The organism is Leptolyngbya sp. CCNP1308, from assembly GCF_034932455.1.
Classification (GTDB): domain Bacteria; phylum Cyanobacteriota; class Cyanobacteriia; order Phormidesmidales; family Phormidesmidaceae; genus Nodosilinea.
This window is the reverse complement of the sequence record NZ_JAYGIH010000043.1, coordinates 20543-46511: the sequence shown is the minus strand read 5'-3', so window position 1 is coordinate 46511 and position 25969 is coordinate 20543. Positions and strand designations below refer to the sequence as shown.

The 25969-nt window shown below is 59.3% G+C and carries 20 protein-coding genes and 1 pseudogene; 6 read left to right on the top strand and 15 right to left on the bottom strand.

Features of this window, described 5'->3' with window-relative positions:
- Nucleotides 1-105: 105 nt before the first annotated feature.
- Both hpsE and VB780_RS13105 read left to right on the top strand, forming a co-directional pair.
- Nucleotides 106-1299, top strand: a complete 1194-nt coding sequence (gene hpsE / locus VB780_RS13110) for a hormogonium polysaccharide biosynthesis glycosyltransferase HpsE (RefSeq protein WP_323351605.1) — start codon at nt 106-108, stop codon at nt 1297-1299.
- Between the two features lie 256 nt (nt 1300-1555).
- Nucleotides 1556-2302, top strand: a complete 747-nt coding sequence (locus tag VB780_RS13105; protein WP_323351604.1) for a DUF561 domain-containing protein — start codon at nt 1556-1558, stop codon at nt 2300-2302.
- Nucleotides 2303-2369: 67 nt separating this feature from the next.
- Here VB780_RS13105 and wrbA read toward each other — a convergent pair whose 3' ends face one another.
- From wrbA to VB780_RS13070, 7 genes are all read right to left on the bottom strand, one after another.
- Nucleotides 2370-2984 (bottom strand): NAD(P)H:quinone oxidoreductase, encoded by a 615-nt coding sequence (gene wrbA, locus VB780_RS13100; protein ID WP_323351603.1) that lies wholly within the window; start codon nt 2982-2984, stop codon nt 2370-2372.
- Nucleotides 2985-3139: 155 nt separating this feature from the next.
- Nucleotides 3140-4219: an MBL fold metallo-hydrolase gene (locus tag VB780_RS13095; RefSeq protein WP_323351602.1), complete on the bottom strand. Its 1080-nt coding sequence runs from the start codon at nt 4217-4219 to the stop codon at nt 3140-3142.
- A gap of 182 nt (nt 4220-4401) precedes the next feature.
- Entirely contained in the window at nt 4402-5070 is a 669-nt protein-coding gene (locus VB780_RS13090) for a dienelactone hydrolase family protein (protein WP_323351601.1), read from the bottom strand.
- A gap of 131 nt (nt 5071-5201) precedes the next feature.
- On the bottom strand, nt 5202-5669 hold the full coding sequence (locus VB780_RS13085) for a DUF29 domain-containing protein (protein ID WP_323351600.1): 468 nt from the start codon (nt 5667-5669) through the stop codon (nt 5202-5204).
- Nucleotides 5670-5773: 104 nt separating this feature from the next.
- Nucleotides 5774-8371, bottom strand: coding sequence for a replicative DNA helicase (locus VB780_RS13080; RefSeq protein WP_323351599.1), 2598 nt, complete (start codon nt 8369-8371; stop codon nt 5774-5776).
- 69 nt (nt 8372-8440) lie between these two features.
- Nucleotides 8441-9547, bottom strand: coding sequence for a phosphate ABC transporter substrate-binding protein PstS (gene pstS, locus VB780_RS13075; protein WP_323351598.1), 1107 nt, complete (start codon nt 9545-9547; stop codon nt 8441-8443).
- 119 nt (nt 9548-9666) lie between these two features.
- The gene (locus tag VB780_RS13070) at nt 9667-10980 is read right to left on the bottom strand and encodes a HAMP domain-containing sensor histidine kinase (RefSeq protein ID WP_323351597.1); all 1314 of its coding nucleotides are present in this window, start codon (nt 10978-10980) and stop codon (nt 9667-9669) included.
- A gap of 465 nt (nt 10981-11445) precedes the next feature.
- Between VB780_RS13070 and VB780_RS13065 the strand changes: the two genes are divergently transcribed.
- Nucleotides 11446-11856, top strand: a complete 411-nt coding sequence (locus VB780_RS13065) for a hypothetical protein (protein WP_323351596.1) — start codon at nt 11446-11448, stop codon at nt 11854-11856.
- Nucleotides 11857-11900: 44 nt separating this feature from the next.
- On the opposite strand, the gene VB780_RS13060 is transcribed toward VB780_RS13065, so the two are convergent.
- From VB780_RS13060 to VB780_RS13040, 5 genes are all read right to left on the bottom strand, one after another.
- On the bottom strand, nt 11901-13280 hold the full coding sequence (locus VB780_RS13060; protein WP_323351595.1) for an MATE family efflux transporter: 1380 nt from the start codon (nt 13278-13280) through the stop codon (nt 11901-11903).
- A 43-nt stretch (nt 13281-13323) separates the two neighbouring features.
- Nucleotides 13324-16539, bottom strand: a complete 3216-nt coding sequence (locus VB780_RS13055; protein ID WP_323351594.1) for a valine--tRNA ligase — start codon at nt 16537-16539, stop codon at nt 13324-13326.
- A gap of 156 nt (nt 16540-16695) precedes the next feature.
- On the bottom strand, nt 16696-17184 hold the full coding sequence (locus tag VB780_RS13050; RefSeq protein ID WP_323351593.1) for a DUF3368 domain-containing protein: 489 nt from the start codon (nt 17182-17184) through the stop codon (nt 16696-16698).
- Complete coding sequence (locus VB780_RS13045; RefSeq protein ID WP_323351592.1) at nt 17181-17432, bottom strand: UPF0175 family protein; 252 nt, start codon at nt 17430-17432, stop codon at nt 17181-17183. Before VB780_RS13045 ends, VB780_RS13050 begins: the two co-directional genes overlap by 4 nt.
- Before the next feature lie 89 nt (nt 17433-17521).
- Entirely contained in the window at nt 17522-18103 is a 582-nt protein-coding gene (locus VB780_RS13040; RefSeq protein ID WP_323351591.1) for a Uma2 family endonuclease, read from the bottom strand.
- A gap of 266 nt (nt 18104-18369) precedes the next feature.
- Between VB780_RS13040 and dnaK the strand changes: the two are divergent.
- Both dnaK and VB780_RS13030 read left to right on the top strand, forming a co-directional pair.
- Nucleotides 18370-20337 (top strand): annotated as a pseudogene (gene dnaK, locus VB780_RS13035) (molecular chaperone DnaK); the annotation flags it as partial.
- A 979-nt stretch (nt 20338-21316) separates the two neighbouring features.
- Nucleotides 21317-22273, top strand: coding sequence for a J domain-containing protein (locus tag VB780_RS13030; protein ID WP_323351589.1), 957 nt, complete (start codon nt 21317-21319; stop codon nt 22271-22273).
- Nucleotides 22274-22342: 69 nt separating this feature from the next.
- On the opposite strand, the gene VB780_RS13025 is transcribed toward VB780_RS13030, so the two are convergent.
- Nucleotides 22343-22564, bottom strand: coding sequence for a ribbon-helix-helix protein, CopG family (locus tag VB780_RS13025; RefSeq protein ID WP_323351588.1), 222 nt, complete (start codon nt 22562-22564; stop codon nt 22343-22345).
- A gap of 4 nt (nt 22565-22568) precedes the next feature.
- The gene (locus VB780_RS13020) at nt 22569-22991 is read right to left on the bottom strand and encodes a putative toxin-antitoxin system toxin component, PIN family (protein ID WP_323351587.1); all 423 of its coding nucleotides are present in this window, start codon (nt 22989-22991) and stop codon (nt 22569-22571) included.
- A gap of 125 nt (nt 22992-23116) precedes the next feature.
- Between VB780_RS13020 and VB780_RS13015 the strand changes: the two genes are divergently transcribed.
- The gene (locus VB780_RS13015) at nt 23117-24856 is read left to right on the top strand and encodes an asparagine synthetase B family protein (RefSeq protein WP_323351586.1); all 1740 of its coding nucleotides are present in this window, start codon (nt 23117-23119) and stop codon (nt 24854-24856) included.
- Here the strand turns inward: VB780_RS13015 and VB780_RS13010 are convergent.
- Nucleotides 24828-25949, bottom strand: coding sequence for a hypothetical protein (locus VB780_RS13010; RefSeq protein ID WP_323351585.1), 1122 nt, complete (start codon nt 25947-25949; stop codon nt 24828-24830). The genes VB780_RS13015 and VB780_RS13010 overlap by 29 nt on opposite strands.
- Nucleotides 25950-25969: the final 20 nt, after the last annotated feature.

The window sequence follows — 25969 nt, the reverse complement described above, 5'->3', positions numbered from 1 at the left end:
TCGCCAGGTTTATTTCGCTAGACTTAGCGACCAGCCGAGATATTGGGTGATTCCCGCCGGGCACACTGGGGAGCGTCACCCAGTAGCGCGGAGGGTTTGCTACCCATGGCTGAGTCTTCTTTGGCGGCGTCGGCTGCATCCTGTGCCGAGGTAGTCGCTCCGCCCGCCCGTCTCCCGGTCGGCCCGAAAAAGCAACCGGCCATGGTGGGGCGATCGCTGCCCAGCTACACCCAAAGCCTGCTGCGGCGACTGCGGCTCAAGCTGGCCAATGCTTCCCCCCATAGAGAAACCCTCGATCTGTCGGTGGTGATCTGCACCTACAACGGTGAGCACCGCCTGCCCAAGGTGCTCGACTGTCTGCTGGCCCAGCTCGGCACCGAGCACCTGGCCTGGGAAGTGATTGTGGTAGACAACAACAGCACCGACGGCACCGCCCAGGTGGTCGAAGACTACCAGCAGCAGTGGCCCCAGGATATTCCCCTGCGCTATGCCTTTGAGCCGCGCCAGGGCGCTGGCTACGCCCGTCAGTCTGCCATTCACCTGGCCCGCAGCCCCCTGATTGGTTTTTTGGACGATGACAACCACCCGGCCCTAGGGTGGGTGGTGGCGGCCCATCGGTTTGGCCAGGCTCACCCCCAGGCAGGAGCCTTCGGCAGCCGCATTCGGGGCGATTTTGAAGCTACCCCACCGCCAAATTTTGGCCGCATTGGCTCGATGCTGGCCTTGACCGAGCGCGGGCCTGAGCCGCTGATCTACGCGCCTCAGCAGAAGGTTTTGCCGCCAGCGGCGGGGCTGGTGGTGCGGCGGCAGGCCTGGCTGGCCAGCGTGCCCGATCATCTGTCGCTGGCCGACGCCATTGGCTTTCGAGCGGCGGGGGAAGATTTGGAGGTGGTGCTCCACATGCAGCGCCACGGCTGGGAGATTTGGTACAACCCGGCCATGCGCATGCGGCACGAGATTCCGGCCAGTCGGTTTGAGCGCGCCTATCTGCTGCGAATGTTTCGGGGAATTGGCCTCAGTCGCCATCGCACCCGCATGCTCAGCGTGCCCCTATGGCAACGCCCGCTGATGGCTCCTGCCTACCTGGTCAACGATGGGCGCAAAATTCTGCGCCACTGGGTCAAATATCGGGGCGAGGTGGTCAGCGACACCGTCACGGCCTGCGAGATGACGCTGTATTTGTACAGTCTGGCTAGCCCGTTTTATATCACCCAGCGGCTGTGGCGGCAGCGCTGGCGACGGTGGACACAGCCTAAGGCGTTGATTTCGGCGCAAATCGCCCAGGAGTCGAGAGCCTAGCTCTGGGCGGCAATTGCGAAGCGTCAAGCCAACGGCATCCCAGAAACGGGAACCGACTCGCAACGAGTATCCGTCCCGGAAGCGCCCTCGATATCCCATCGCCGATGCCGTTGTCCAAGGCTGCCACTCTAGTCGTCAACCCGCCAAAAAATGGGCTATCCGCAACTCGGCTGACAATGCGACAATAGGTCGAATTAGCGCCCGCCCGACTGGTTCGACCTGGGCGGGTCACTGCCCAATCTTGAGAGATAGACCTATGCGCTCTGACTTACAACGCGCCCTCGACACCCGCAGCGCCATCAAAATCATCAGCGGGCTTACCAACTTTGACCCCCAGCGGGTAGTCGCGGTGGTCAAAGCCGCCGACCAGGGCGGTGCCACTTTTGTGGATATTGCTGCCGATGCCGAGCTGGTGCGCCTGGCCAAGGCCGCGACGACGCTGCCCATCTGTGTTTCTGCCGTCGAGGCAGAGGCCTTTCTCGCCCCCGTTGCCGCCGGGGCCGACCTGATCGAAATCGGCAACTTTGACGCCTTTTATGCCCAGGGTCGGCGGTTTGAAGCGCCCGAGGTGCTGGAATTGACCCGCCGCACCCGCGAGCTGCTGCCCGAGATCACCCTGTCTGTCACCGTGCCCCACATTCTGGCGCTGGATGAGCAGGTGAGCCTGGCCGAAGCGCTGGTGGCCGCCGGAGCCGACATCATTCAAACCGAGGGCGGCACCTCTAGCCAGCCGACTCACCCCGGCACCCTGGGCTTAATTGAGAAGGCGGCTCCTACCCTGGCGGCGGCCCACGCCATTTCTCGCGCGGTGAGCGTGCCGGTGCTGTGCGCGTCGGGGCTGTCGGATGTGACGGCACCGATGGCGATCGCCGCCGGTGCAGCCGGTATCGGGGTTGGCTCTGCGGTCAACAAGCTCGACAACCCTCTAGCTATGGTTGCCGTAGTGCGCCAGCTGGCCGAGAGCCTGCAAAGGGCGCGGCTATCATCGGTAGCTGTGCGGTAGATGCCGTGAGTTATGGCAGGGGGTAGCGGCGATCGCCACGCCCCCTGTCGATGATTGTGCCCAATGTCTAACCCCGTACTTTGGTAGTGATCTCTGCTACGCGATGACCCAGGGCGCGGGCGATCGCTAAATCTTCTGCCTGGGGTTGCAGTTCGCCCTGCCCTCCGGCAATAGTGGTCGCCCCGTAAGGAGTGCCGCCCCGCGCCTCGGTGTGAATCATGCCGTCGGTCGAGTAGGGCACACCCACCACCAGCATGCCCAGGTGCAGCAGGGGCACCATCATGGTGAGCAGGGTGGTCTCTTGGCCGCCGTGGGTCGAGGCGGTAGAGGTAAACACCCCTGCCGGTTTGCCCTCCATGTCGCCGTTGAGCCAGAGGCTGGCGGTAGAGTCAAACAGCTGCTTCATTTGGGCCGTCATGTTGCCGTAGCGGGTGGGTGAACCAAACACCACGCCGTCGGCTGCTTTGAGGTCATCTACGGCGCACACAGGAATCTGCTGCTGTTGGTCTCGCATCGCGCGGGCAGCCTCGTTCTGGTCAATGATCTGGTTGACAGCGTCAAACTCTTGCACCCGGCGCAAGATCACTTCTACTCCAGCCACCTGCCCAGCGCCTTCGGCTACTGCTTGGGCGAGCTTTAGGGTATGGCCATACATAGAGTAATAAACAACCAAAACTTTCATGAATTCTCCAGGTTTCAGCGTCTTTCTGGGCAAGGGGCGCGATCGCTCATTCCCATCCCATAGTGCTGAAACCGGCAGCAGTTTTTATCTTTCGAAAGAGTGATTTTTGCGATCGCCCTCCAAGGCAAACCAACACAGCTGATGAAATCGCTGGTTTAGGCTTTCTCCACGGGCAGGTGGGCCTCATGCCAGCTCAGCATGCCACCTCGCAGGCTAGCGGCCTCGGCCCGCCCCTGCTTTTTGAGAATAGCGGTAGCCTGGGCCGATCGCCGCCCCGACTTACACACCGTCACCACAGGCTGGTCGGTGGGAATTTCGTCCACGCGCCCTTCTAGCTCGCCGAGGGGAAGAAGCTGAGCCTCGCTGATGTGACCCAGTTCAGCATTGAACTCGTCGAGGCCGCGCACATCGAGGACGTGGACTTTGCCCAAATTTTCGGCCACCCACTGGGGATCGATTTCTTTGACGCCCCCGTAGGTGAGGCGTACGGGAGCCCAGTCGGCTACGGTGGGCATTTTGCCGTCTTCGGGCTGGCCGCAGACGCAGTTGGCCGGAATCGCAATGTCGATTTTCTTGGGGTGGGGCAGGCCCAGATTTTCCATATAGCCGACAAAATCGGTTTCGTCGGCCTGACCACCAATGCGGGGGTTATGAGCTTTTTCTTCGGCCACGGTAGATGAGGTACGACCGCTGTAGTCGTGGGCGGGCCAGATGATGCAATCGTCGGGCAGGCTAAAAATCTGCTCGGTAATAGAGGCGTACATAGTTAGGGCATCGCCCTGCTGAAAGTCGCAGCGACCTGCCCCCCGAATGAGCAGGCAGTCGCCGGTAAAGGCCATGGCGTGGTCGTCAAGCACGTAGGTGATGCAGCCGTCGGTGTGGCCGGGGGTAGCGCGCACTTCGAGCGTGCGATCGCCAAAGGTCACCCTATCCCCATGGTCGAGCAAATAATCGGCCCCGCTCACCATATCGCCGTAGCGGCCCGAGATGCCAATTTTAGAGCCTACCGCCTGTTGCATCAGCCAGGCCCCAGTGACATGGTCGGCGTGGCAGTGGGTGTCGAGGGTGGCGAGCAGGGTGAGGCCAAGTTCTTCGATTAGGGCGCGATCGCGCAAATGCTGCTCAAACACTGGGTCAATCAGCACCGCTTCTTTAGAGCTGGGGTCAGCCAGCAGGTACGTATAGGTGGAGGAGTCTGTGTCGAAGAGTTGACGAAAAATTAAGGCTTGATCCATGTCGCAACGCTCCTGTATATGCCTGAGATCTTTCATTTACTATATAACTATCCAGTTATTTTTGCCCAAAAATTTAGGTAAGTTAAATGTCGTCTTGGCGTCAGGGGGCAACAGCGTTAACCCCTGAGGTGGTTCCTCGGTATCGGCCCGGTTGACCAGGTGTAAGGAATTGTCGCTAAGGCCTAGGTTAAATGGGTGGAGAGAAAGTTTAGCGATCGCTCCCAGGCCAATTTGGTGGCTTCGGGGTCGTGGATGTCGTTATTTTCGTTGCCAAAGGCGTGGTGGGCGTTGTACCAGTAGGTTTCGCTGGGGGCGCTACCCTCTTCTAGTCGAGCCTCAAATGCCTTCACTGCGTCCGGGGGAAAGAATTCGTCCCGCTGGGCAAAGTGTCCTTGGAAGGGAATTGCAATGGTGCTGGCGTCGGCAGCTTCTGCCGGAGGCACCCCATACCAGCTAATAGCCACGTCGGTCTCGGGGGCGTACACCGCCGCCAGTACTGTCAGCGCGCCGCCCATGCAGTAGCCCAGCACCGCCACCTTGGGGCTGGTGGCCTTGAGGTGCTGCACCGCGCCGCGAATGTTTTGGGTGGCGGCGTCGCCAAAGTCGAGGTCGTTCATCAGGTGCTCGGCCTCGGCGGCTTCGACGGTGACTTCGCCCTTGTAGAGGTCGGGCACCAGTACCCGGTAGCCCTGCTGCACCAGCTGGTCGGCCACGCCCTTGATCTGGTCGTTGAGGCCCCACCACTCCTGAATCACGACAATGCCGGGGGCGGTGCTGCCGCTGGCTGGCTCGACGTAGTAGCCCTGGCAAGATTGGCCATCGGGCCGCTTAAAGCTAATCATGTCGCCCATGGAAAGTCTCCTGAGGTTGAGGTGCGATTCTCTAAAAGAGAGGCTGCACCAACGCTAGATTACCTCTCAGAGGAGCAAAATCTAAGCGCCGGAGGTTGGGTGTCGCAATCCTTGCCAAGACTGCCTGAAGCTCAGCACGGCAGAAAATCGGCATGGAGAGCGTCATCGGCGGAGAACGGCGGCAGGGTGGGAATGCAGCTGCTTGGCAGATCGCTTTTCTGCAAAACCTGGCTTCTAGCCTTGGCATAGAATTCCACAAAAATCTCCTGCACCATGGGCCTGAGGCTGGGGCTGTCGTCTAGCAGCAGCTCCAATTGGCCCCGCTGTTCAATAATGGTGTTGCGCCAACCCCGGCTGTTCTGGGCTTTTTCTGACTCCCAAAACATCAGCTTTAGCAGGTGCTCAAGAATGACCAGCAGACGGCTTTTTAGCTCCTTTTTCTCGCTGCGGCCCATGCTGTCGATTTCTTCAATTAAGTTTTCCCAGTCCACCTGCTCTAGTTCGCGGTTTTTAAGCGCATGGACAGTCTGCTGAATCCAGCGATAAAAGTCTTGGTCGTAGAGACTAGGCTTTTGCTCTGAGGTGGTAGGAGACTGCATTGACTGACCACACGGAGGAGTTGCTGCAATTATAGAAAGCTTTCCCCGCAGTTAGGGTTCAGGGCTAGGTCATGTCCCTTGTGCTCTGAGCCCTGCCCGTCCGTCTACATGCCAGGGGTAGCCAGGTTGCGGAAGCGGGTAAACTGCGGCTCAAACAGCAGCTTGACGGTGCCGGTGGGGCCGTTGCGGTGTTTGGTGATGATGATTTCGGCGATGCCGCGATCGGGGGTGTCGGGGTCGTAGTACTCTTCGCGGTAGAGCATCATAATCAAGTCGGCGTCCTGCTCGATCGCACCTGAGTTGTGGGACACAATGCCGTCTGCTAACCAGGAGGCAGGCCCCGGTACAGTCAGGTCATACACGGGTTCTTCCCCCGCAGGCTCAATAGAAAGCACTTCATCCCAGAAAATGTCGGCGGCGGCAATTTCTTTGAGGGATTCATTGTCTAAAATCTCTGCGTAGCTGAGGAGTGTTTGCCGTGAAGGAGCAAATTTGAAGTGGGATGTCCCGCCGTAGGAGGTGCCTCGTAAGGTTGCCATTTGGCGTTGACTAATTCCCTGGGCTTTCATATCAGCCTTGACTCGGTCAAAAACTTCTCTGGGCAATGTGTCTCGGTTAGGGTTTGAGATGATGCTCTCCAGTTTGAGCCGTAAAGCTACGGCGGGTTCTACCCTAGGGCCGAAAGCCCCCACCCGAGTTAAGAACCTCAGCTGGTTGACGCTGCCCTGAACGTTGACGGTAAAACACTGACTTGGCTGCCAAAACACAGAGGCCCAAATGCCCAGCCTTAGGAGTAGAGCGGCAACATCACGGGCCAAGCCCTCACTGCTGGTGGAGAAGAATACGGCATCTCCGCCTCTGCCCTTGCGTACGGAGATACAGCCATCGGTCGCCCACAGATGTTGTAAGAGAAGACCTATCTGTTGATTGGAAAGCTGAAACACTTCGGCAGGAATGCGTTTCTCCCGAGAAGGCTGGTTAAAGATGCCAAGCTGCCGTAACCAACGATTCACTCCAGCAGGATGCCAGCGATTGCCGTTACCAGAGATCAAAAGCTGATGCCACTGACCTCTACCTTTGTAGCGCTTCACCTCACAGCTAAATTCTTGCTCGGCAGCTAATTTGACGATCTGGCTATTGTCTTCGGAGCCGGTGGTGTATCGAAGGGGCTGCCCCTTGAGGTAGCTACCATCGCCAATGAGCTGCCCTAGTAATGCCAGCCTCAACTCAGGCCAGGTCTCAGCAACAGGGGGCTCAGGCAAATGCTGAGCCACAGCGATACGGCTTCCCTGCTTCAACCGCTCCAATCGTTGCCAGCCATCGAGGGTGTAGAGTCGGTGCTTCTCAGTCGCACGGATTTTGCGTCCACTGGCTGTAGTCAACTCATAAATTGGGCGAGTACCCACCTGCCAAACTAAATCGGCCTTAGCCTGGGTCAACTTACCCTGTTCATCTAAACTCACCACGTCTGGGGTACTGCCTACCAAATCTTGAATCGGTACTCGTTGACCGTTTGCGAGGACAACTAGGGTATCGCCAGTGACGCACTCCCGCAAATCGCTCATCATTGGGCGCTTGTTGGTGCGCGATTCGACGCCCCGACTGAGCTGGGAGAGCGCGATGATTGGTACGTTGAGTTCGCGGGCGAGACCTTTGAGCGATCGCGTCATCTTCGACAGTTCCTGCACCCGGTTGTCGCCGCCGCCCTCCATCAGCTGTAAGTAGTCGATCAAAATCAGCCCCAGGGCACCGCCCTGCTCTGCTTGTAAACGGCGGCAGCGAGAGCGAATTTCAGTCACCGAAATGCTGGGGGTGTCGTCAATGAAAATCGGCATCTGGGAGAGAATGCTGATGGCGTGGCCCAGCTTTTCCCACTCGTTTTGGGCGATGCGCCCGGTGCGCAGGCGGCTGCTTTCCATTTCGACTTCGCTGGAGAGCAGGCGGTAGACGAGCTGCACTTTGGACATTTCTAAGCTATAGATCGCTACTGGAAGCTTTTGCAAAGCGGCGATATTGCGAGCTATGTTCAAAACGAAGGACGTTTTGCCCATTGACGGTCTCGCAGCGGCGATGATCAGGTCTGATCGCTGAAAACCCTGGGTCATGGCATCCAAATCGTAGAAGCCACAGGGGATGCCGGGGAGGACGACGCCGAGCGATCGCTGCTCGATCTCCGAAAACGTCTCAATCAAAATATCAGACGTGGAGGTCAACCCTCCCTGGGGCCGCGACTGGGTGATGCCAAACAGCCGCTGCTCCGACTGATCCATCACATTCTCAATGGGCAATGTCGTGTCGTAGCCCAGTTGAGAAATTTCGCCGCCGGTCTGAATCAGCAGGCGGCGGGTGTACTTATCCATCACCAGGGTGGCGTACTGGTCGATGTTGGCGGCGCTGACGGTGCGATCGACCAGCTGAGCGAGGCGGGTCTGACCGCCCACCTGCTCAAGCTTGCCGTTGTCTTTGAGCCACACGGCGATGGTCATCAGGTCGGCGGGCTGCCCCTTGGCGTGGAGGGCCAGCGCCCCTTTGTAGATATCGCGGTGGGCACCGATGTAAAAGGCGTCGGGGGTGAGAATCTCCATCACCCGGCTAAGGGCTTCAGGATCCAGCAAAATGCCGCCCAAAATGGCCTCTTCGGCCTCAATGTTTTGGGGTGGCAGGCGATCGCTGACCGCATCAAACTTGAGATTCTGAACCATGACCTTGGCGGAGAGGAGTAGATCAATTGTGCTTTAAACCTGTCTCTCCTGGGGGCAATGGGGGCTCAATTAGCCCGCGTTAACGGTATCAAACACCTCTTGAATCCGCTCTACTAGCGGCTCAGGCAGCGGCACATAGAGCAGCTCTTCAGCTATGGCGCGGCCTTCGGGGCCGAGGGACCACTCAAACACGTCGCGCATGGCGTTCCACTTGGCTTCGTCTTCGTAGCTGTTATAGATCAAGATCCAGGTGAGACCGACGATGGGGTAGGCGTTTTCGCCCGTGGGGTCGGGCACCAGCAGGGCAAAGTCGTCCGGTATTTCTTCATCAAGAAGGGCATTGCCTGCGGTTTCAGGGGAAGGCTCAACGTAGTTGCCAGCGTTGTTTTCTACCAACGCTGAATCGATGTCCCTGAGGGCCGCATAGGCGTAGGACAGATAGCTAATCGCGCCTTCGGTTTGCTGAATGGTCGCGGCTACCCCCTCATTGCCCTGGTCACCGATGCCCACGGGCCAGTCAACGGAGGTGCCAACGCCCCCGGCCCAGCCGTCGCAAACGGTGTCAATGTGGTTGACAAAGACAAAGGTGGTGCCCGAACCGTCGGAGCGGTGAACCCAGGTGATGGGCAGGTCAGGCAGCTCGAGATCGGGGTTGATTGCTGCGATCGCCGGGTCGCTCCACTGGGTAATGTCGCCCGTGACGATGCCGCAGTAGACCTCGCGGGAAAGGCTGAGTTCGAGATCGCCAATTCCAGGCAAATTATAGGAGAACGAGAGCAAACCGCCGGTTATCGGCACCTGAATGGGGGCATAGCCAAAGGCATCGATAAAAGCCTGGGTGCGATCGGCGGAAGCGGTAATGGGTGCCTCAGACGCGCCAAAGTCTACGGTGCCGGCGATGTACTGCTCTAGGCCAGCGCCACTGCCCACTGACTGATAGCTCACCTGCACATCGAAGTTAACTTCTCGGGTGTAGGCGTCAAACCAGCGCTGGAAAATCGGTGCGGGGAATGTCGCCCCAGCCCCGCTGATCGGAATCGTGGTGCCGCTGCCGTCGCCAGCAGACACCGGGGGAGCATCGGGGTCGGCGGTAGGAGCAGAGCCACCACCGCAGGCCGCCACCGCCAAAACCATTGGCAAAGATGCCGCTAGCCATACTTTGCGACTAAAAATCATAGGAACAACACTCTGGACAGGTTTTGACGGTCAACGGCAGAACGAAGGTTTCAGGAATCTTCCGTCGTAATCTGGCCGACGAGAAATCCATGACGGGTTTGGTCTAACACGTTTTTGGCCTAACACTTTGCCTTGCGGCTCGAGGTCTGCGGGGAGACAGGTTGCCCCTGGGCACGGGCAGGCAGGAGTAACGGCAGGGTAATGGTGAAGGTTGACCCCTCGTTTTCGGTGCTGACGACTGTAAGCTTGCCCTGGTGCGCCTGAACAATTTGCTGGGCGATCGCCAGCCCTAGCCCAACGCCGCCGGTATCGCGCGATCGCGCCTTGTCAACCCGGTAAAAGCGGTCAAACACGCGGGGCAAATCGGCCTCTGGAATGCCAATGCCGCTGTCCTGCACCGTAATCATAATCCGGTCGAGGCGGTGGCTGAGGGAGAGGGCGACCTCGCCCCCGGTCGCGGTATAGCGGCAGGCATTGCTGAGCAGGTTGGCAATCGCCTGCCGGAGCAAATTGGCGTCTCCATTCACCCAGAGGGGAGCTTGGGGCAGCTCTAGCCGCCACCACAGTCCCTTAGCCTTAGCTTGAGACTGATACTCGCGGGCGAGTTCTTTCACCAAGAGGGTAAGGTTGCACCGCTGGGTGCCCGACCAGCGATCGGCGGTCACCAGCACCAGCAGGCTGTTAATCAGCCGCCCCGTCGACTGGGCCAGCCCGGCAATGTGCTGGAGCCGCGCCACCTGTTCTTGGGGCGAAGCCGTCATCAGCCCCAGCTCGGCCTGGCTGAGAATGGAGGCCACCGGCAACCGCAGCTCATGGCTGGCATCGGCACTAAACTGTTCTAATCGCTGGTACGACAGCTGAATGGGCCGCATCACCTGGCCCGCGAACCACCAGCTCAGCAGCCCAATCAGGCCCACCCCCACTGGCAGCCCTAGGCTTAAAACTAGCCGGATTTGGTTAAGGGCGGTTTCCACCGGCACCAGGGTGGTGGCCAGTTCTAGGTGGCCCAGGGTTTGCCCCGCCGACTCAATGGGCACCGTCATCTGGCGCAGGCGTTGGCCCTCGTAGGTCAGCGTTTTGTAGCCGGGCTGAATGTTGCGCTGATCGCCCGGCAACGGCCCAAAAAACGTCAGCAGGTGGTTGTTGGTGTCGTACCAGCGGGCGTAGGCCAGATCTGAGGTAATGCTGAGGGTGCTGCCCCCCAGCAGCGGCACCGTTTTGATCTGAAACTGCACGGGGTAAGTTGGGTTGGGCGACGAGCCAGCGCCGCCGCTGCTAATCATGAGCTCCGCTTCGCGGTAGAGCTGCTGGTCGAGTTTGTTGAGCTCTCGCTCGACTTCAATGACGTAGACCAGCCCGCCAAACACTACAAAAACGCTGCCCATGGTTAGCATGAGCCACTGGGTGAGATGTTTGCGGCTGCGGGTAAACATGGGTATAGGGAGAGACAAAGGAATGGGAGGTGAGTCGGTGGGATAAGACGGGCTTAGGGATAGAGTTCGATCGCCAATGCTAACGCGATCGCCCCTGCCGTCGATGGGTGCAAGCTAGGTGTCGGTGCCTAGCTGCTCTCAGCGCAGCCTCAGGCGTCGCGCGAGCATTGCTTTCGGGCTCGGTGCTCATGGCCTACAGGGCTTGTTCTAGCTGACTATGGGTTATCACCTGACTGGGATAACGCAGCCGGTATTCTAAAGTCTGAAACCCTCGCTTTGCTAGCTTAACCTGCTGTTCACCATTAGTTAATTTACTCAAGGGAAGTAGGGAGAGGGGAGTAGATGGGGAGATGAGTAAGTGAATGGGTGGGTCGATGTTATGTCGGTGACGTTAAGCTTTAGAATCATCCCCACCCCATCCCTGACTCATCTACATTACCCACTTCCCAACCTTCCCCATCGCCTATGCCTGCGCTCAAACGTATCCTCACCCACTCTGGCCTAGAGTTCTGGCTACCTCTAGGGCTGTTGGGGGCTGCATTTTGGCTGGCTGGCTACGGCTGGACTCATCACTACCTGGGGGTGGCGGGCCGGGCGATCGACCCTCTGGTCTTAGCGACCAATACGGCGGCGCAGAACGAAGGCATTCTCAGCATTCGCGCTGTGATCGACAACGAGGGTCAGAATCCGGCTGCTGAGGGCGATCGCCGGGCGACTCGAGTTGAAGTGATTGTGGTGCAGCCGGTGCCTCGCACCCTCGACTTTTACCTACCGCTGCGATCGCCGTCGGCCATTGAGGCAGAAATGGCGCAGCGGCTGAATGTTTCTCCAGGCACCATTCGTCGCCTCATTCGTTACGAAACCGTGCGTCCATAAACTACCCTATCTCACCATGGCCCTGGAGCTATACTCCGCCACCGTCAGATCGCCCGACTGGGGCGAGTCAAGCGATGGAACCGGACTACAAAAATTATGCCAGCGGTGGCCACCCCAATGGATTGGCCAATCCACAGCCCTACCCCGCCGAGGCCCAGCCAAAAACCGAGAATGTAGCCCGTAGTCAGCCCCACTCCCCAAAAGGCCACCCCGCTGAGCACCATGGGCATGCGGGTATCTTGCAGCCCGTAGAGTGCCCCAGAGGCCACCCGCTGGACGCCATCGGTGAGCTGGGCTAGGGCGGCGACTACGATCATCGGCAGGGCCAGGGCGACCACCGGGGCATTGACCGGGTCGCGCAGGTCTAGATATAGACCAATGATGGACTGGCGAAACAGCAGCAGCCCCAGGGTGGCTAGCAGCATAAAGGCGGCGGCGATCGCCATCGCCACATACCCCGCCCGCCGCGCCGCGCCCAGGTCTTGCTGGCCCAGCGCCTGCCCCACCCTGGCCGTTGCCGCGTAGGACATGCCCAGCGGCACCATGAAAATTAGGTAGATGGTTTGGTACACGGTCTGGTGGGCGGCCAGCACCTCAGGGCCAAGGATCCCCATCAAAAACGTAACCACGGCGAACAGGCTGAATTCTAGGGCGATGGTGACAGCAATCTCGCTCCCCATGCCCAGCAGCCGACCGACTAGTCGGGGCTGTACCCGGTGCCACCCCCGCCAAAAACGGTATACCTTCAAACGCGGATGCTTGAGGGTGTAGATCAAAAACAGCCCAAACATCAGCCAGTAGCTTAGTCCGCTGGCCAGCCCCAGCCCCCCCAGCCCCAGGGCGGGGAAGCCCCATTTGCCAAATCCCAGGGCGTAGTTGCCCGCAATGTTAAAAGCCGTGCCCACCAGCACAATCACAATCACCACCTGGGCCTCAGCCAGGGCCGAGGCGTAGCCCCGCAGCATGGCAAAACCCAGGGCAGGGAATGCGCCCCATAAGATCCACTGAAAATAGGGGCCGGTCAGGGTGGCGATCGCCTCGGGCTGCCCCAGCCCCAGCATCACCCGATCGAGCTGGCTCAGCACCGCCATCATCGGCAGACTGAGCCCCAGGGAGAGCCAAAATCCCTGGCGGGCGATCGCCTCAACCTGGTCTTTTTGCCCGGCCCCAAAGGCTTGAGCCACCAACGGCCCCACCGTCATTACAAACCCGCCAATCACCGCCAGCAGCAGCTGAAAGCTAATTGCTGCCAGCCCGCCTGCGGCCAGGGTGTTGGCCCCCAACCGTCCCATCATTAAAGTATCCACAAAGCCCACGGCAGCCTGGGCCACCTGAGCCCCGGCCAGGGGCACCGCCAGGGCGAGAAAGGCTCGCACCTCTGAGCCGGTTTTGACTTGGGCGATAGATCTATCCTGTGTACGCATCGAAAGATCGAGCCCAGTTGAGTTGAATGCCTGGCAAAATCCTTTACAGCATCCCCAGCCGTGACTTGAGAATCGCCGCCTGAGCCTTGGCCTCTGCGAGAGCATCGCGGGCTCCCTGCACGACATCGGCGGGGGCTTTATCTACGAAGCCAGAGTTGCTCAACCGCCCTGAGAGCGACTTGATTTCGGCCTCTACCTTGGCCAGATCTTTTTCTACCTTGGCCCTCAGGGCTTCGATATCCACAACGCCGGTTAAGGGAATCAGCACCTGCACGGTGCCCGTGACCCCGGCAAACAACTTCTGCGGCGGTTCCGCAGACGCTTCAGCGGCGCTGCTATGACTGGATTGATTGGTAGCCGAGGGCATCGGGCGCAATTGGGTAGTCGCTTGGGGAGTAGCTGTGTCAGGGCCAAAGATATTGCGCCGCCACTGCTGGTAGGTCTGGGCGAGGCGATCGCGATCGCCCCCCGTCAGCAAGTTCTGCCGCACAAAGTTGAACACAAACCACAGGCCCACCAGCTCCATCAGCGTGCCAAAGATGGGCGTGCTATCCACCGCCGTCACCACGGCCCCAGAGAACCGCAGCAAAATTACCCCCGCCAGAATCCACAGCAGCGTGTAGGCCGGGCGGCGAATGTCGGCGAAGAACGATCCGGCGTAGTGCAGCGGCTCTTCAAACAGGGGCAGCATGGTGTGCCAAAAGTCTTGCACCTCGGCCACGACGGGGTTATCGCTGAGCTTATCTAAGGAGTTTGCTGCCCCCACGGTGCCATCGACGGCATGGGCCGTTGACACCGGCTGTTTGCCGCCGAGGATCACCAGGGTGTCGATCTTGCCCAGATCTTTGATGTAGTCAGCGGTAGCTTGCAGAATGTGGCGTTCGTCGGCACTCTCGCTTTCGAGAATGGTCTCGATGCGCAGACCTGGTTTGATGCCCGCCTCGGCCCTCAGGTTGCGCACCGTGCGCACGGTGTTAAACACCAGGGCAAACTGCTGCTCCAATCCGTCATCCACCAGGCCGGGGAAAGCCCTGGGGTAGGGCTGCACCGCCAAGAATTGGTCGTTGCCCACCTGGCTGAGCGTGTGCCACACCTCTTCGGTGATGTGGGGCATAAAGGGGTGCAGCAGCTTGAGAATGCCGTCGAGCACAAAGGCCAGGGTCTGCTGGGCGACGCGCTTTAAGGTCGGGTTATCGCCCTGGAGGCGGGGCTTGACCAGTTCGATGTACCAGTCGCAGAAGTCGCCCCAGGTGAACTCGTAGAGGTCTTTGGCGGCTTCGCCCATGCCGTAGGCGTCGAGATTGCTGCGCACGCTCTGCACCACCCGGTTGTAGCGGGAGAGAATCCAGCGATCGGCGAGTTCTAGTTGCTCTGGTGCCGGTGCGCCCAGCTCGGTGGGGGACTGACCGCCCAGGTTCATCATCACAAAGCGGGAGGCGTTCCACAGCTTGTTGGTGAAATTGCGGCTGGCTTCGACCGAAACGGATTCGTCAGTGTTGCGATCGTACTCCAGGCGAATGTCTTGGCCCGCCCCGGTGACTTCGCGAATTAGCGTGTAGCGCAGGGCGTCGGTGCCGTACTTGTTGATCAGCAGCAGGGGGTCAATGCCGTTGTTCGACGACTTCGACATCTTTTTGTTGTTTTCGTCGCGCACCAGGCCGTGGATGTAGACGGTCTCGAAGGGCATGGTGTCGGTGAAGTGCCCCGCCATCAGGGTCATGCGAGCCACCCAGAAAAAGATGATGTCGAAACCGGTGACCAGGGTGGTGGTGGGGTAGTAAGTCTGGAAGTCTTTGGCCGACTCGTCAGGCCAGCCCATGGTGGAAAAGGGCCACAGACCGGAGGAAAACCAGGTGTCGAGCACGTCGGGGTCGCGGGTCAGGGTCACCCATTCGCCAAACCGCTCGGTGGCCTTGGCCTTGGCCTCTTCTTCCGTAGCGGCCACCACGAAGGGGGTGTTGTCGGTGATTTCACCGCCGGTTTCGCTCACGGCATACCAGGCGGGAATTTGGTGGCCCCACCAGAGTTGGCGGGAGATGCACCAGTCGCGCAGGTTTACCAGCCAGTCGCGGTAGACCTTAGTCCAGCGATCGGGCACAAATTTGGGCTCTTGACGATTGTCCAAATAATCCAGCGCTTTGTCGGCCAGGGGGCGAATGTTGACGAACCACTGAGTCGAGAGCAGCGGCTCAACGGGCACCTTGCCGCGATCGCTGTAGGGCACTGTATGGTGATAATCCTCAATGCGCACCAAAAAGCCCTCCTCATCCAGCCGACGCACCACTGCACTGCGCGCCTCGAAGCGGTCTAGCCCTTCGAATGGCCCCGCATTCTCATTCATGGTGCCGTCTTTGTTCATGACGGTGATTAGGGGCAGGCTGTGGCGCTGGCCCATGGCAAAGTCGTTGGGGTCGTGGGCGGGGGTGACTTTGACGCAGCCGGTGCCAAACTCCGCATCGACATAGTCGTCGGCAATCACCGGAATCTCGCGGTTCACAATCGGCAGCCGCAGGGTTTTGCCGACCATATGCCGGTAGCGATCGTCGTTGGGATTGACCGCCACCGCTGTGTCGCCCAGCATGGTTTCGGGGCGGGTGGTGGCGACTTCTAAGTAGCCCGAGTCGTCGGTGAAGGGGTAGCGGAAGTGCCACAGATGCCCATCGACCTCGCGCTGCTCCACCTCCAGGTCAGATACCGCCGACTGGCTGGCGGGGCACCAGTTGACCATATAGTTGCCCCGGTAGATCAGCCCCTCGTCGTAGAGCTGGGTAAAGGCAGTGAGCACCGCGTGGGAAAGCCCCTCATCCATGGTGAAGCGCTCGCGGCTCCAGTCCACCGAGACGCCCAGCTTGCGCAGCTGGTTGACGATGGTGCCGCCGGATTCGGCTTTCCAGTCCCAGGCGCGCTCTAGGTAGCGATCGCGCCCCACATCCTCCTTCTTCAACCCCTCAGCCTGGAACTGCCGATCTAAAATCGTGCTCACGGCAATGCTGGCGTGGTCGGTGCCCGGTAGCCACAGGGTATTGCGCCCGGCCATACGCTGGTAGCGCACCAGAGTATCGATCAGCGCATTCTCAAAGGCGTGGCCCATGTGCAGGCTGCCGGTCACGTTCGGCGGTGGAATCACCACGCAGTAGGGTTCGCCGGGGTGGTCGGGGTCGGCTTTAAAGACCTGGTTCTCTTCCCACTGGGCCTGCCACTTGGTTTCGGTCTGCGTGGGGTCGTACTGGGCGGAGAGAGCGGGAACGGTGGCCGTCATCACAAAACCTGGAGCGCGGGGACTATTGCATTAAAAACAGTGTACCTAGGGATTCTGCCATTTTGATGGTGAACCTGGGGAGTTGCGGGTATCGGGGGCGGGCAGGTTCAATGTGTCAGATACAGCCCTAAACCTTGAACCTGCAAATCGGACACTTTAGATTTCATCGACAAACTTAAGGATTTTTTGGTAAAGCTGGTGGCTGATGCGAAAACCGGCTAGCTCAACCAGGGTATCCATCACCCGCCGCACGCTGGGGATGAGTGCCCTCTGCTTGGCAATCAGAATAATGCCAACAATGCCAATCACCGATAGTCCCAGCTCTTGGGCCACCTGCCGTCCCCGCCGTTCGTTGATGAGCAGTTCGTCGGCGTTGAGCTGAAGGGCTAGGGCCAGGGTGTGGGTGTCACCCAAATCGAACTGTTGCCCTTGCTGCTGAACCTGGGCGATCGCGCCTTCCGTTGGCACCTGTACCTTGACCCAGCTAACCGACAGCACCGCCTGAATGCGGGCATTCTTGGCCGTTGCCAGTTCCCGTGCCACCACTTCTGAAATCACCACGGTGCCGTAGATTGCCTCTAACAGCCAGAGGTAGTCAATCAGAGCCAAGCTGCCTAAGGATGAAGTATCGCTCACAATGGTCATAGCCAGCCCCGGCGACGCAGGTTTTCCATGTCGTCAGCAAACTCTACGGCATCGTAGTGAGCACAGACGCCGCGACTGCCGATAATTTTTTGAAACTCCATCAGGTGGATGCCCGCAATCTGGCTGGCAATGCCCAAGGTAACCTGCTCCTGCTCGAAGAGAGAAATCGCCATTTCCCGCAGCCAGTCGGCCCTAGAAAAGGATGGGCATTGGGCGATGCCGTCGGGAATATCCAGGTTGATACGCATAGCGGGCAGTGACCGCGAGGATTGTTGTTGAGAGGCGGTGAAGGGGCGCGATCGCCGGTAGATGAAACAGCACCTCTAGCTATGGTGCGCTATTCTGGCAACCCTGCCGCAAAAAGCTGAGCGGCGGTCAGGGTGAGACCGGCAAACTGGGCCGATGCGATCGGTTGCTCCCCTGCAAACGTCCCCACCGGAGCAAACCCCTGCCCCTGCTGCGCCAGCACCAGCACTGTCTGGTCTTGAGGATTGATTATCCAGTACTCAGGAATACCTAAATCTTCGTACTGGGCACGCTTGGCCACGTAGTCACGCTCCCACTGCAATTCCCCAGGGCTAACTACTTCCATCACAAGGGCTGGCGGTGGCATCGTCAGACGAATGGTGTTGCGCTTGGCCAACAGCTGAATGTGCTCCGGCTGAATTACCGTCAGGTCAGGGTAGCGATTCTTCGGTTCGCCCCTAACCTCAAGCTCCAGGCCATGAAGCCGCACCCGCAGATGCCCCACCAGAGCCGCTAGCTGAATAGATAGAAAAAAAGCAACGCTGGTGTTGTAGCCCGACTCTGGCGGCACCTCAATCAGTTCTCCATTAAATAGCTCGTAAAAATGTTCCGTGCCGTCGTCGTAGGCCAGATACTCGTCAAAGCTATAGAACCTGGGCCGCGTCTGCACCATAGAGAAGAAAGCTGAGCTTCAAGATAGCTCCAGTCTAGGTCATTCCCAAACCCAGAGGCACTGTTACTTCCTATCCCCCCCTCATCTCCCCAGCCCTCCCTACCGCTCCCCAACCAGCCTCCAAAAGCCGTGCGGTAGAATCTAGGCCAGCCTGTGACAGACTATCATTAAGAAAGTTGATGTAAGTAGGTTGGCAGAAGCGATGCCCCCTCGGTGCTAACCTTCATTGAGCACGCAGTCCGACAGATAAGGAGACGCCAGAGCGAATGGGAAAAGTAGTTGGCATCGACCTGGGCACGACCAACTCCGTGGTCTCTGTAATGGAGGGCGGCAAGCCGGTGGTAATTGCCAACGCCGAGGGGATGCGAACTACGCCCTCGGTGGTGGCCTTTAGCAAAGAGGGCGAGCGGCTGGTAGGGCAGATGGCTCGCAGGCAGGCGGTGCTCAACCCTCAAAACACCTTCTACAGCGTCAAGCGCTACATGGGTCGCCGCTACGCCGAGCTTGACCCATCGTCTAAGCGGGTGCCCTACACCATTCGCCGCGATGACCTGGGCAACGTCAAAATTCGCTGCCCCCGCCTCGAAAAAGATTTTGCCCCCGAAGAAATTTCGGCCATTGTGCTGCGCAAGCTGGCGGATGAGGCCAGCCGCTACCTGGGCCAGCCGGTGACCGGCGCGGTAATCACCGTGCCCGCCTACTTTAACGACGCCCAGCGCCAGGCTACTCGCAACGCTGGGCGGATTGCGGGACTGGAAGTCAAGCGCATTTTGAATGAACCGACGGCGGCAGCGCTGGCCTACGGCCTCGATCAGGTTCAAAACGAGACTATTTTGGTGTTTGACCTGGGGGGCGGCACCTTCGACGTGTCGATTCTCGACGTGGGTGATGGGGTGTTTGAGGTGCGATCGACCTCCGGCGATACCCAGCTCGGCGGCACCAACTTCGACACCAAAATTGTGGATTGGCTGGCCGATGAGTTTCTCGAAAAAGAGGGCATTGATCTACGCAAAGATCGCCAGGCTCTCCAGAGGCTGACTGAGGCAGCGGAGAAAGCTAAGATTGAGCTTTCTGGCGTGGCCAGCACCGAAATTAGCCTGCCGTTCATCACCGCTAGCCCCGAAGGCCCAAAGCACATTGAGACGCGCCTGAGCCGATCGCAGTTCGAAGGCATCTGTGGCGATCTGGTCAGCGCTCTGCGCGCTCCCCTCAAGCAGGCGCTCAGCGATGCAGGCCTCACCCCCAACGACATTGACGAGGTGGTGCTGGTGGGGGGCGGCAGCCGCATGCCCATGGTGCAGGACTTGGTGCGTGGTCTGATCGGCCTCGAACCCAGCCAGAATGTGAACCCTGATGAAGCCGTCGCCGTGGGGGCTGCCGTGCAGGCGGGCATCATCACCCAAGAAGTGCAGGACATCATGCTGCTCGATGTCACGTCACTGTCCCTGGGGCTGGAGACCATTGGGGGCGTGATGAAGAAGGTGATTCCGCGCAACACCACGATTCCGGTGCGGCGATCGGATATTTTCTCGACTTCTGAGAACAACCAGACTTCCGTAGAAGTCCACGTGCTCCAGGGCGAGCGCGAGATGGGGGCCGACAACAAGTCTCTGGGTCGCTTTAAGCTGATGGGCATTCCCCCCGCGCCGCGCGGCGTGCCCCAGGTGCTGGTCTCTTTTGATATCGACGCCAACGGCATTCTGCAGGTGTCGGCGATGGATAAAACCACCGGGCGCGAGCAGAGTCTGACCGTCCAAGGCGCATCTAACCTCGAAGAAGGCGAAGTGCAGCGGATGATCCGCGAGGCGGAGGAGTTTGCCGAAACCGATCGCCTCCAGCGAGAGCGAGTCGAGAAGCGCAACCGGGCCGAAGCCCTCACCTTCCAGGCCGAGCGACTGCTGCGGGAGGTGGCCCTCGACTTTGGCATGCAGTTTGCCCGCGATCGCCGCCGCCGCATTGAAGGTCTAGTGCAGGAGCTGCGCGACTACCTGGAGCAAAGCGACGAGCGGGGCATCGACATCGCCCAAGCCGAGCTGCAAGACGAACTCTATGACCTCAACCGCGAGGCCTACCTCTACGAAGCCGACGATGCCCCCGAAGGCGGTATTCTCGGCCAGATCGGCAGCACCCTCAAGAAAACCTTTACCTTCGACGACGACCTAGATGCCCGGCCCAATTACGGCTATCAAGGCTCTACCTCCTGGGGCAACTGGGATGACGACTGGGACTACGACAACCGCAGCGGAGCAGGCGGCCAGCGCTACGGCAGCCCCGCCTACGACAATCGCGCCTACGGCACAACCGGCTACAACGGCCAGGGCTACAACAGTCCTCCCTCTGGCAGCCCGGGCTACGGCAATCAGGGCTACGGCAGCCCGGGCTATGGTGGTCAGAGCTACGACAGCCAGGGCTACGATCGCCCCGAACCCAGCCGCTCCCAGCCGCCTGCCGCAGACTATGGCCGCCAGGACTATGGCCAATCTGGCTACGATCGCCAAAATTACAGTCAACAAGACTACGATCGCCAGGACTACAGGCAGTCTGGCGATGCGCCACGATCTGCCCCTGACGACTATCGATCTGGCTACGACCAGTCTGGCTACGGTCGCCAAGACTACGGGCAATTTCCCCCAGCAGACGCGCCGCGAGCGCAGAATTCTGGGCCTGTTCGCCCCGCCTATGGCGACCCAGACTACGGTCAACCGGGCTACGACCGCCAGGGTTACGACAGCCTAGGTTACGACCGCCAGAGTTACAACGAACCCGGTGCTCCTGAGCCAGGCTATGGCGAGTCTAGGTACCGCAACTCTGGAACCGACCGCCCTGGCAGTCGGGGCTACGACAATCAGGGCTATGACCCCTACGCTGGCGAAGCGGCTTCCTCAGGGAACCGCCCCGCGCCCCCGCGCCCAGACGGCAGTTGGGATGATGACCCCTGGGGGCAACCCGCCTCGGCGAATCGCCCCGCTCAAGATCAGCCCCCCGAGAACCGCTCTCGCCCGGCTTCCCCCGAGCGAGGGGCCGATGCTGCCAGGCCGTCTACCCCACGTCCAGACAACCGTCGCCCGGCCCCCCGCTACGACGGCGACAACTGGAGCGATCGCGACGAGTGGCTCTAATCCTCCTAAACTCTGAGGCAGGCAAATCCCCCGCCGAGGAAATTCCAACCCCTTACCCATCCACCCACCTACGCCCCTACTCACCCACCCCTCGATGGAGAACTTTCGGAACTATTACGACATTCTGGGGGTTTCCAGAGAATCATCCTCTAGCGACATCAAGCAGGCCTATCGCAAACTAGCCCGGCAGTACCACCCCGATCTCAACCCCGGTGACCAGGCTGCCGAAGAGCAGTTCAAGCTCGTCAGCGAAGCCTACACTGTACTTTCTGACGACGAAAAGCGCGCCCAGTACGAGAAATTTAGTGAGTACTGGCAGCAGGAGGGCTTTAAAAAAGGCCAGGGCAAATCTGTCGTTGGCGATCTCTTCGGCGGGCGCATTTCCCTCGAAGACTTTGGGTTTGGAGAGTTTCCCGACTTCAATGTCTTTGTGGATCAACTGCTCAACCGCCGTACGCCCACCCGTCGGGGGGATACAGCCACCGGCAATGGCTACGGGTCAGAGAGCCCGCGGGCCTATCAGACTAGCCCAACCCGAGATCCTCGCGATGCCGAGGCCGACCTCACCGTTCCCCTCGAAAAAGCCTTTCGCGGCGGGCGTGAGCGCATTCGCCTTGAAGACGGGCGATCGCTGGAAGTCAACATGCCCGCTGGCATGGTCACCGGCCAGCGCATTCGCCTGCGGGGGCAGGGCGTAGGCGGCGGCAACCTGTACCTGCGCATCCAGGTTGACCCGCACCCCTTCTACACCCTCCAAGGCAATGACCTGTACTGTCGGGTGCCCATTACCCCCAGCGAAGCCGCCCTGGGCAGCACCATCGACATCCCCACGCTGGATGGCCCGGTGCGTACAACCCTGCCCCAGGGGACACAGACTGGGCAAATCATTCAGCTGGCGGGACGGGGCTACCCCATCGGCAGAGAACATCGCGGTGACCAGATTGTGGAGTTAGAGGTAGTGGTGCCGACCGGGCTGAGCGATCGCGAAAAAGCCCTCTACGAAGAACTGCGCCAAACCGAACGCTTCCGCCCCCGCGCCGACCTGCTGTGAAGCAAGTAGAAACGTTGAAACGCTTATTGGAAAAATTTTCAACCAAACTGGTTACCGCTATATCTCCGATTAATTCTGCTCCAGCGCATCGAGCTTATCTAAAATCTGTAACCCCGCTTGGGGGCTGCCAAGAACGGCCATGGCCTTGAACCGAGTGTAGGTGTCAAATTCTACAAGGGCGATCGTCGATAGCTCTTCCATCAGCTTGTTGACGCTGATGCCTCGACTCTGGGCGAGTTCTTTGAGCCTTTCGTGCTTATCGTCGGGTAGGCGAATGGTTAAAGTAGCCATAATTTCACCGATTGAGCAGGTCTGCCGGGGTAAGAATTTGGAGATCAGGAAAGAGCAACTCAGCGTTTTGAAAATCTCGAATATTTTGGGTAGCAATAATTTGGGCATTACCCGCCACCGCTAGCTCAATGAGATGATTATCTGCTTCGTCCTTGAGATTGGGACGCCAGGTGTAGTAAATAAATGTCCATTTGCACACGCTTATAAAAGCTTGAAACAGAGTGTCTATTTCAATTTTAGTCAGGCGACATCGATCGAGAATATAATCCCTCCCAATGACAGCTTCATATTCAGAAAAGAGCGCATTGCCCATGAGGGGCTGATAGTCTTTGAGCAGACAACGGCGAATCAGCTCTCGACTAGGGCCAGTTGACCCAATGAGAGCGCTGACAAAAACGCTGGTGTCAACGACAATCCGATTCACCATGATGCGTTTATGATAGCTTATGTGCTATCAATCATTGAGTATCGAAGGGTAGTGGCCAGATAGTATTCAATACCAAACTGCGTAGGATGGTCGCATCCCTAATCTGACTTGCAAATGTAGTCACCATGCTGCGGTTTCCCAGGCAACCTATCCGTTACCCACTGCCGGTAGCGCCGACCTGGTGTTTGGGTTGGGGGCCGGGGGCCAACCTTAAGGGAGCCGCCTGGCAGGAGGGGCCGCTGGCGATCGCCCTCAATCCAGGTCGGTCAGTGGAGAGCCAGCTGGTGCTCAGCCCCTCGGGGCGCTACGTGGTGGTGGGGGATGTATGGCTGCGGGAGCGGCGATCGCTACTCACCGACCTTGCCTTAGAGAATTCGCTGCACCAGTCAGATATGCAGCTGGTGGCTGTCGCCTGGGAACGGTGGCAGGGCGAAACTTTGACCAAGCTGGTGGGCTCCTTTTGCCTGGCGGTGTGGGATCGGGAGCAGCAGGTGCTGGAGCTGGGGCGCGATCCAGCGGGGGCCAGAACGCTGTACTACACTGCCCAGGGGGCAACCCGGTGGGCGGCGGGGGATCTGCGATCGCTCGCCCCCTACCGCTCCAATGCGCTTGACCCGATCGCCCTGCGCGACTATCTGTGCTGCGCCTTTGTGCCGGGCGATCGCACCCTCTGGCAAGATGTGCGCGAGCTGCGCCCCGGCACCCGGATCTCCTGGCCTGGGGATGATTGCCAAGCCTACTGGCACCTGGAGGAGCGGCTGGAGGCTGAGGGCAACGGAGAATCTTTGGAATGGCATGGGGAGCGGCTGCGATCGCACCTGAACCAGGTCGTACAAGACTCTTTGCCAGACGCTCCAGTGGGCGTATTTCTCTCCGGCGGGCTCGACTCCAGCGCCATCACCGCATTGGCCGCTAAATATCACCATGATCCCGTCCACACTTACTCCATTCACTTTGGCGACCCTTACCCCAACGAGCTAGAGTTTTCGAGCCTAGTGGCCCAGCACTGCGGCACCCAGCACCACATTCTCGAAATTCCCCTAGCCCAAATGTGGGAGCAGCTGCCCGAGGCCATGGCCTGGCTCGACGACCCCATCGGCGACCCATTAACTGTGCCGAACCTGCTGCTGGGGCAGCTGGCGCGGCAGCAGGTGGCGGTGGTGCTCAATGGCGAAGGGGGCGACCCCTGCTTTGGCGGCCCCAAAAACCAGCCGATGCTGATCAACCAGCTCTACGGTTCCATCAGTCCGCAAGACCCGCTTCAGGCGTACCTGCTGGCCTTTCGCAAGTGCGCCGCCGACCTGCCCCAGTTGCTCAAGCCTGATCTCTGGGCAGCGGTGCAGCATGAGCCCTACTGCTTTGCCGAAGATCTGCACAGCTCGGCTAGCTACCTAAATCGGTTGATGGCGCTAAACATTAAATTTAAAGGGGCTGACCAGATTTTGACCAAGGTTAATAACCTCACCCGGGCCGCCGGGGTCGAGGGGCGATCGCCCCTGTTTGACCAGCGCATTGTCGAGCTGAGCATGACTATTCCCCCGCAATACAAGCTGTCGGGGGTGGAGGAAAAAGCTGTGCTCAAGCAGGCGGTGAGCGATCTGCTGCCCGAGGCCATTTTCAAGCGCCCCAAAAGCGGCATGATGGTGCCCGTGCAGGCCGGGTTTCAGCGCGAATGGCAGCGGGCAGCCAGGGAGTTGCTGCTGAGTCGTCGGGCGGCGATCGCCCCCTACCTCAATCAAACATTGATTCAACAGTGGCTGAATTATCAGGGCGACCCCTGGCGACGCTACGGCGTCAAGCTGTGGCTGCTGGTCAGTCTAGAAATTTGGCTACAGGTCAACCAAAATTGTCAGCGGCGTAAATGAAGGTGCCGCCGCTGCTGCCGACATCGCCCACCAAAATCAAATTGTCGTCAACGTCTTCGCCCAGGTTTTGCAGCCTGGCAATGCCACGACTGACAATTTGCATCAGCCGTTGGGGAGTGAAGGACTCTAGCTCGACAAAATACCCTGCTTCTAGCCACTGCAACTCGGTCTCCGACAGCGATTGACGCACCTCGGCTGACATGGTTTTAGCCGCCTGGGCCGAGTCGGTCGAAACCTGAATATAGGCCTGCTGCCGGGCCGCTTCGATCTGCCGGGGCAGCAGGCCCAGGTCAAAAATCATCGGGGTATTTTCGGCAAACCAGTCGGGGCTGGTGCGCAGTTCCTGTACCAGGGCCACGCCTCGGGGGCTACAGTTGTGCAGTGCGATTACTTGCAAATCTGGGTTGCGGCGCAGCATGGCCATGGTGGTGGCAAAGATGGTGCGGGGGTAGCCAGTGATGCTCAGCACTGCGCAGTTGTGCTCGAAGTGAATGTTGTTGGCGATCAGGAGTTGGGCGATCGCCACGCTGTCGCACACCAGCACTCGGTCAAAGCTGTAGGCCGTCACATCGTCAGCGGCAGGGGCTAGGGATGCGGCAGCACTGGGGGGCGGCAGCAGTTTAGTTGGGGGTGGATTATATCGCTGCCACTGCTGGAGCCAGGTATTCACCATGGTGTTGGTTAGGACAACATCTCGATGGGGCTCAGATCGCCGAACGGGTCGGCGCAGACCGGAAATAATCAGCCACAGGCCAATGGGAATTATGAGCAGGCCAATGCCAAAGACGGCGGTAAAAAAGCCAATTGCGACTAAGAAAACGCCAGGAATAATTCTAGCAACCCGCTCACCCATAGCCACTTTGCGACCTAGCCGTTTTTCTAATAGGTAGAGCAGCTGTTTGGGGGTGAAATAAAGCGTGTCATTGGCTGAAATATCGGATAGCGCCTTCGCAAAGAACCCATCGGTGAAACGGATTTTGACATCCATAATAGTGGGTTCAAAGGCAAAGGGGTGGTTGCAGTTTTTGCAGCGACCCGAGTTAGCGGTGCGGTCTTTGAGATTGTTTTCAGCGGCGCATTGAATGCATTTCATAGCCGTTTCCCTTGCCCTTG